Origin of the sequence: Stieleria sp. (genome assembly GCF_041595215.1) — a bacterium.
Lineage (GTDB): Bacteria > Planctomycetota > Planctomycetia > Pirellulales > Pirellulaceae > Stieleria > Stieleria magnilauensis.
On the sequence record NZ_JBFHKV010000296.1, the window covers coordinates 1 to 8383 of the forward strand.

General features: G+C 57.9%; 4 protein-coding genes. 2 read left to right on the forward strand and 2 right to left on the reverse strand.

Features of this window, described 5'->3' with window-relative positions; translation table 11 throughout:
* Positions 1–1291, forward strand: a 1291-nt coding sequence (locus ABX749_RS13295; RefSeq protein ID WP_372896412.1) for a hypothetical protein, incomplete at its 5' end; no start/stop codon positions are given.
* Positions 1292–2179: 888 nt separating this feature from the next.
* On the opposite strand, the gene ABX749_RS13300 is transcribed toward ABX749_RS13295, so the two are convergent.
* Both ABX749_RS13300 and ABX749_RS13305 read right to left on the reverse strand, forming a co-directional pair.
* Complete coding sequence (locus ABX749_RS13300; protein ID WP_372896413.1) at positions 2180–3730, reverse strand: glycosyl hydrolase family 28-related protein; 1551 nt, start codon at positions 3728–3730, stop codon at positions 2180–2182.
* A 92-nt stretch (positions 3731–3822) separates the two neighbouring features.
* Positions 3823–4230, reverse strand: a complete 408-nt coding sequence (locus ABX749_RS13305) for an Rrf2 family transcriptional regulator (protein ID WP_372896414.1) — start codon at positions 4228–4230, stop codon at positions 3823–3825.
* Between the two features lie 253 nt (positions 4231–4483).
* Here ABX749_RS13305 and ABX749_RS13310 point away from each other — a divergent pair, with 253 nt between their 5' ends.
* Entirely contained in the window at positions 4484–7966 is a 3483-nt protein-coding gene (locus ABX749_RS13310; protein WP_372896415.1) for a molybdopterin-dependent oxidoreductase, read from the forward strand.
* Positions 7967–8383 lie beyond the last annotated feature (417 nt).

An 8383-nucleotide genomic window follows, 5' to 3' on the forward strand; every position in this document is an offset into this window, starting at 1 on the left:
ACTGATTCAACTTCTCGCCGGCGGAGCGATCATCGGTGCGGTACTGTCACTGATTGGAGCCGCGGTCTACTCCGGCGGAAGCCGCCGCGTGATGTTGGCGTACCTCGTCGCCTTCGCGTTTGTCCTCAGTCTCTCGCTGGGATCGTTGTTCTTTGTCTTGATCGGGCACCTGATGCGTGCCGGATGGAACGTGTTGGTTCGTCGCCCGGCGGAAATTTTTGGTTTGAACATTGTCACCGTGGCCGTGTTGTTCCTGCCGATCGCGCTGTCCGTCGTCCTCGGCGGCGAGCTCTACCCCTGGGCCAAACGCGACGCGGTCGAATCCCCCCACCCCGCAACGCCCGTCGCACTGAATGAGCCGACGGCGCTCGCCGCGGGCGACCCGCAGGGAGCCGACGATCACCACAGCAGCCTCTACGTTCATCAAACCGTCGATGAACTCACTCGCAGCAAGCAGGGCTGGCTCAACCCAACCGCGTTCATCTTCCGCAGTCTCGTATTCTTCGGCATCTGGACGTTGATCGCATGGTTCTACTTCAGCCTTTCGCGTCATCAAGACTCTCCCGCAGGCGGTGAAGACGACACGCGACAAATGGAATGGTGGGCCGGCGTCTCCGTCTTCGCGTTCGGGATCACGTTGACGTACGCCGCCTTTGACATGTTGATGTCGATCGACCCGCATTGGTACAGCACGATTTACGGCGTCTATTTCTTCGCCGGTTGTGCCGTCGGCGGTTTTTCGATCAACCTACTGGCAATCCTGCTGTTGCAGCGATTTGATCTCTTCCCGGTCGCACTGTCCGACGAACACCGCCGCGACTTGGGGCGATTGTTGTTCGCGTTCGTGTTCTTCTGGGGGTACATCGCATTCAGCCAATACATGCTGCTGTGGTACGCCAACGTGCCCGAAACCACACGCTGGTTTGTGGTTCGCGGTGCGTCGATGGCGGAAGGCTACACGAACAGTTGGGGATACCTGCTGGTGTTGCTGTTGTTTGGGCATTTCATCATCCCATTCCTCGGCATCATGTCACGGCATGTGAAAACCAACCCGAACGCGATGATCTTCTGGACCGGCTGGCTATTGGTAATGCACTACTTCGATTTGTACTGGTTGGTGATGCCGGAACTCGGGCCGCATTTGACGTTCGGCTTGCCGGAAATCGGAACGTTGCTATTCGCCCTCTGCGTCTACCTGCTCGGAGCGTCCATGATCGCCACGCGAACTGCCTTGGTCCCCACGGGCGATCCACGACTGAGTGCTTCAGTCGCCATCACCGATGCCTATTGAGTCAGTGATTCAAAATGCCTGAGTAGGTCATGCTGTGCATGACATCTACGATCGGTCAAGTCGCAACGTCGCAAGAATGGATCCATCCGTACTGCGTCGTTGAACAAGGAAGACCATTTCCGTAGGGTGGCACCAAATCATGATCCATAGGCATGCACCACATTTCGTTGCTGATCTCGCGGCGGTCTGCATAGCCAAGGCGCCCAAGGAAATCCGCCAGCGCGGCGGTCAGCTTCATATCCGCGTTGAGACAGCGGTGTCCGCCACCGCCGCGGCGAAACGGAACCGATTCGTGCGGGCGGTCGGTCCAACCTCGGCGATTTTGAGATAGTTGTTTTGTTGCTTCGGACGACGAAGAAGCGGGGGTAGGAAGATTTTGGAGGTAAGAACATTGACGACAACCAAGGATCGCAGCCGGATTCATTTTCTTACCTCCGAAATCTTCTTACCGTTTGCCAGCGGCCGATTCGGGAAGGAGTGACAAAATAATAGTGGCAAAACAATTCCAGATCGTAGTCGTCTTGCCCCGCGTCGTTTTGCCCCCTACCTGTTCTCGATTTTCACTCGGTCGGACGAACCGCCGCCCGAAATCAGAAACAGCCCGCAAGACGAGAATAAGGGGAGGGGGGTTTTAAACGCGACGTTAACGACGAAGGCAGATACCTACGCGGCGGACGATTGATGTGACCACAGAACCGAGACGACTTCCGCCGCAATGGCAAGAAGGGCGTAGTGACCGCGCGGGAGCCTTAAGCGACCAAGCTGGGAACGGCGCACTCCGCCAAATGCTAACCGACAGCTTGTCTGTTCGGCCAAAGCCCCCTTCCATTGGAGTCTGGGATCACCCGCCGCCGACGCCCATCCAAGCGGCCGCACCGTTTGAACTCCTCAAGAGGACTTGCGTCGATCGGATGCCGCCGATTGATTTTGATTCTTCAACCGTCGCTGCAATTGGGATTGATGAAGATTGGCGGGTTGCAACCGTGCGGGATCAATCGGTTCGAACCAACGCCCGCTTTGGTTGAGTTCTGGTTCGCCCGTCGACGTCACGCCGATGATGTTGATCAAGTCGGTACTCCACCCCTTGGGCCACTGCTGTGACGCTTGGGAGCGGATGCACCAGAACGTTTCCCAGGCTGCACTGTGTCGGCCGAGCTTGGCACCTCCGCCGGACTGAAACATCCGCGTGCCCTTGCCAAGATCAATGTTGGTGAACAAATTCGCGTGGGGCCCATAACAATGATGATCGAAGCAGACGTCCAGTCCCCGCCCGTCAGAAGCCACATTGCCAGCCGATCCGCGAGTGACCGTGATGTCGTGCATGAATCGCGTGCGGTAGTCGAAATTTGTAAGCAGGTTGTCTTGCCCGCCCAGTGTGACGCCGTGATGCCCCGTCGCTTGTCGCGTCCGCTCCGGCTTACGCTCGGATTCCATGTCAAGACCATCGACCGTCACATTGCGACCACTGATGAAGATGCCGCTATCAGCATTCCGGATTCGTAATTCACGGGCCCAACAATTGCGAACACCACTCATCGCCAATGCGTTGAATCCGACTTCCGTAAAGTGGCCGGCGTAGGGCGTCAGTGGAAACTCGAATCCGATCTTTTCAATCCCCACTTCCTCGACGCTGCACGATGCGGCATAGATCCGAGGTTGCCATTCTGGTTTGACTTCCGTTCGCAATGGGCGATCAAACTCGATCCGTTTGAACGTTGTGTCCACGCCAGTCACGCGTGCGGCAAACGTGACCGACGCTCGGCGACCGAGGTTGTCGAGTGGGCCGGGATCGTTCGCGTACAAGTAGCGAGCGAGTGTTTGATCGTCCGTATCCGATAGCTGGAGGCAAACCTCATCGCCAACATGGAAGGGATCGACGCTGGAAACATCCAACTGCCGGCTGCCGCGTTCGGCGGGCTTGGTTACTTTCGCCAGGACGTCCTTCGCAGGCGATCCCGAAACACTGATCAAGCCGCCCGACCACGAGTAATTGCTCGTTCGTCGTCCCGTCGTCGTCGCACCCCAATTGGGATGGATTTCATTCAGTGGAATCGGAAAACGTAAGATCGATTCACGGTTGCTCGTTCCTTGCAGCACCGTGCCGGAATCGCGAATTTGTAAGACGTCCGTGATGACATACACGCCCGGCGGGACGGCGATCGTTTTCCCGCGTGAACGATCAATCGCTCGCTGAAAGGCCTTCGTGTCGTCCGTCTTGCCATCACCGACTGCGGCAAAGTCTTTTACCGAGACGTCGGCGGCGCGGTTGGGCAACGAACGCTCGCCACGGTGATATCCCGTATACGAGAAGTCCGGCAAACGACTTTCCGCCGTCCAACGCTCACCCCGCTCGCCCCAGAGATCCGAGTAAATCGGTGAGTCCGCGAAAGTGCAACTGAGACTGGAAACGATGATGACAAGTGTGCAGATGGTCCTCATGATAGTCCTCGATGGGTTGGCGAAGCCGCCGTGCGCCGTCAGGCAAATGGAGTGACTGAGCGTTTCAATCGTTCAGGGCTGTATGGATCTGCTCAAGGCTGTTTGTCAAACAAAGCGAACGTTGTGTTGGTTAAGTAGTCTTCAAAGACTTGCTTCATGGCAACCACCGAGTTGTGCAGAGGACAGGGGTCATTGTTGCCGCACCAACCGGGCCCGTAGGCACAGAGAGTTTCCGTTTCACGCTCAAATAGCATCGCGACGTCCTTGAGTGAAATCGAAGCGGGCGGTTTCGCCAAACGGTAACCGCCGCCGGGGCCGGGTGATCCGCTGACCAATCCGCTTCGCGAGAGCTCCGTCATGATCTTGGCGACCAGCGGTGCCGGCAGATTGCGACTCTTGGCCAGTTCACGCGACGAAGCGACGGCGGTTGAATCGGAATAGAGTTCCGCCAAACGGCTCATGACCGCGATCGCGTTTTGAGTGGTTTTTTGCTGCAACATGATGGTTCTCTCTGTGGTTCGCATCGGTTGAATGCGACGGGTCTGCTGGGGGTGGCCGCCACACGGCAATGAAACTCGGCGCACGCCACCAGCCTGCGGCAATTCGTATCAGCGGCCGAAATCGACGCTCCGTCGCTTGACCCGTGACCCCCGACCAATGTAATATCCTAATACCGAATTGCGTATCCGGAATTCGCTATTGGCTCTTTTGCTCAGAATCGTTGCACAAACCGCCCACCGGGAGGGATTCGCAATGGCTGGCCGTCAAGGGAATCGCCGTCAGTTTCTGTTTCAGCTCACCCTGGCCGGGGCCGGCGCGGCGACCGTCAACAGCTGGGCCCAGGACGCGGTTCAGAATATCGAACCGTTGACGATCGACAACCCGCTGGGCAGTTACCCGAATCGCGATTGGGAACAGCTCTACCGCGACCTCTACAAGTCGGATTCGACGTTCACATTCTTGTGCGCCCCCAACGACACGCACAACTGCTTGCTCAACGCCCACATCAAGAACGGCGTCGTCACACGCATCAGTCCCACGTTCGGTTTCTCAAAGGCAACCGACTTGGCCGGCAACAAGGCGAGTCAACGATGGGAGCCGCGTGTTTGCCAAAAAGGTCTGGCGTTGGTGCGGCGGTTCTATGGCGACCGCCGTTGCAAACGTCCGCTGGTCCGCAAGGGATTCAAGGAATGGGCCGATGCCGGGTTCCCTCGCGATCCGGAGACGGGAGCGGTTGACGCGGATCGCTACTTGAATCGTGGTCGCGATCCCTGGGTCGCCGTGACTTGGGACGAGGCGTTCCAATACAGCGCCAAAGCGATGAAGAACATCGCGGAAACTTACAGTGGCGAAGACGGCAAACAACGCTTGTTGAAGCAGGGTTACGACCCGCTGATGGTTGACGCCACCGAAGGGGCGGGAACACAAACATTAAAATTCCGCGGCGGCATGGCGGCACTGGGTGCGACGCGAATTTTCGCCCAATATCGCATGGCGAACTCCATGGCGCTGTTGGACAGCAACGTACGCGGCGTCGAACCAGACGACGCAATCGGAGCCCGCGGATGGGACAACTATTCTTGGCATACCGACTTGCCACCCGGTCACCCGATGGTCACGGGCCAGCAGACCGTTGACTTTGATCTGTGCAACGTCGAGCGATCGAATTTAATTTTGGTCTGGGGCATGAATTGGGTGTGCACCAAAATGCCCGACGCGCACTGGTTGACCGAAGCGAGGATGAAAGGCTCGAAGGTGGTTGTCATCGCCGCGGAGTATTCCGCAACGACGTGCAAAGCCGACGAAGCGTTTATTGTTCGCCCCGGCACGACACCCGCGCTGGCACTCGGGTTGGCCCAAGTTGTCATGCAGGAAAAACTGTACGACGAACAATACGTGACGTCGCACACAGACTTGCCGCTGTTGGTCCGCATGGACAATGGCAAGATGCTGCAAGCCACCGAAGTGTTCCCCGACTACCAAAACGAAACGCTCCAAAACGGCGTCGTGGTGACTCAGCCCGGCGAAAAGTCACCGAAGCCCTACGCCCAACCCGGAGCGATCCTAACCAGTACCCGACGTGAACAGTGGGGGGATTTCGTGTTGTGGAATGGCGACCAGCAAGCTCCCCATGCGATCCATCGGGACTTGGTCGGAAAGTTCTTTTCAGACACAGGTGTCAAGCCCGCGCTCACGGGTACGTTTGACGTCAAGTTGGCCGACGGACAGACCGTCAAGTGCCGCACCGTTTACGACGTCACGAAGGAACTGCTCGACGGATCGTACACGCCCGAGGATGTCGAGAAATTGACATGGGCTCCGGCGGACGCGATTCGTTCGCTGGCGAAACAAATCGCCGCCAACCCTGAAAAGACATCGTTTGTTCTGGGCATGGGGCCGAACCAGTACTTCAACAGCGACCTCAAAGACCGCGCCGTGTTCTTGATCGCGGCATTGACTCGCAACGTCGGTTTCGTCGGGGGCAACGTCGGTTCGTATGCCGGGAACTACCGGGCGGCGTTCTTCAGTGGGCTGGGCCAATACATCGCCGAAAATCCGTTCGCGCCGCAGCTGGACGCCGACCAGCCGGTCACGAATCTGAAGAAGTATTTCCGTGGCGAATCGGTTCACTACTTCAATCACGGTGACACAATCCTGCGCTACGGCGACGCGGTGCTGACCGGCAAGTCGCACTTGCCGACGCCATCGAAGTCGATTCATGTGTCGAATTCCAATTCATTGATCGGCAATGCCAAGGGACATTACGAAACCGTCGTCAACACGCTCCGCCGCGTCGAGTATGTCGGCGTGAACGAATGGTGGTGGACGGCGAGTTGCGAATACGCCGACGTCGTCTTCCCAGTCGATAGCTGGGCCGAAATGAAGTTCCCCGACATGACGATCAGTGTCACCAATCCGTTCCTGTACATTTTCCCTGAGACACCCCTGCCACGCATTCATGACACTCGCGGTGATGCGCAGGTTGCTGCCGGGTTGTGTTCGGCGATGGGCAAGTTGATCGGTGACGCGCGGATGGACGATTACTGGAAGTTCATTCACGCGGGCACGTCGCGGCCCTACTTGCAACGCATCCTTGATCACTCCAACGCCACACGCGGCTACAAGATCGAGGACCTGGAAGCCAAAGCAAAACAGGGCATCCCGACGATCTTGGAAACGCGAACGTATCCAAAGATCGGCGGCTGGGAGCAATCCAACGAGCATCGGCCTTGGTACACGCGATCTGGACGATTGGAATTCTATCGCGACGAACAGGAGTTCATGGACAGCGGCGAGAACCTGATCGTGCATCGCGAACCGATCGATTCGACGTTCTATGAACCCAACGTGATCGTCGCCGGCAAACATCCACTGCTCAATCCCAAGACTCCCGAGGATTACGGTGCCGATCGCAAGGATCTGTCGGGTGACGCGCGTCAGGCTCGACACGTGATTCTGACGGTTGATGAGTTGCTGCACACCCAGCATCCGCTGACGAAGTATGGCTACGAGTTCATTTTCCATACGCCGAAGTATCGTCACGGGGCGCACACGACGCCGACGGATGTGGACATCATCGCGGTTTGGTTCGGTCCGTTTGGCGACATGAACCGTGAAGACCGCCGGATGCCGATGGTCGGAGAAATGTATGTCGACATGCACCCCCTGGATGCCAAAAAGCTGGGCATCGAAGAAGGTGATTATGTGTGGATCGATGCGGATCCCAAAGACCGTCCGTTCCACGGCTGGGAACACAATCCAGAAGCCTACGAGATAGCTCGCCTGATGGCTCGGGCACGTTATTACCCCGGCACACCGCGCGGCGTGACGCGGATGTGGCACAACGCCCACGGAGCAACCTTCGGTACGGTGCAGGGTGCCAAGGAACGGGCCGACGGCATGGCGCAATCGCCGACGACGAAATACAAGGCAATGTTCCGCAGCGGCAGCCACCAAAGTTGCACCCGCGGATTCATCAAGCCGACCTGGATGACCGATTCGCTGAACGTGAAAGAGATGCTGACCCAAGACATGACGCAAGGCTTTGTGCCGGACGTGCATTGCCCGACCGGTGCGCCACGCGAAGCGATGGTGAAAATCACGCGGGCGGAACCCGGCGGGGTTGGCGGTAGAGGCCTCTGGCGACCGGCCGGCCTGGGATTGCGACCGACCTACGAGAATGCATTGATGAAAAAGTTTATGGCGGGAGATTTCTGCAAGATCAAAAAGGCGTGACGAATAGCGTGTCACGCTGAGCCGACGGCGCGAGCCGCGGGCTACGGGTGAGCCGACGGCGCTCGCCCAATACCACTTACTTTGGCACTGAGGGAGGTAGCGGAACGGCGCGAGCCGTCCGGTTTGACCTTGAAAGACCGGAGGGCTCGCGCCCTGCCGCTAACAAAAGCCCCCCGTTTACCGCCAAAGTACGTGACATTGGGTGCTAGCCGCGGGCTCTGGTGACACGGCGAACAAGAAATCGAGCCGCGAGGCTAGCACCTACGGCTCACAGGCAAAACCGAAACGGAAAAGCGAACCATGGTCAAACGATTCAACTGGCACATCGGACGCGAACAAGAGTATCCCTACGACGCGCCACCGCCCAAACGACAGGTCGCTTACGTTTTCGACACCAACAAGTGCATCGAATGCCAA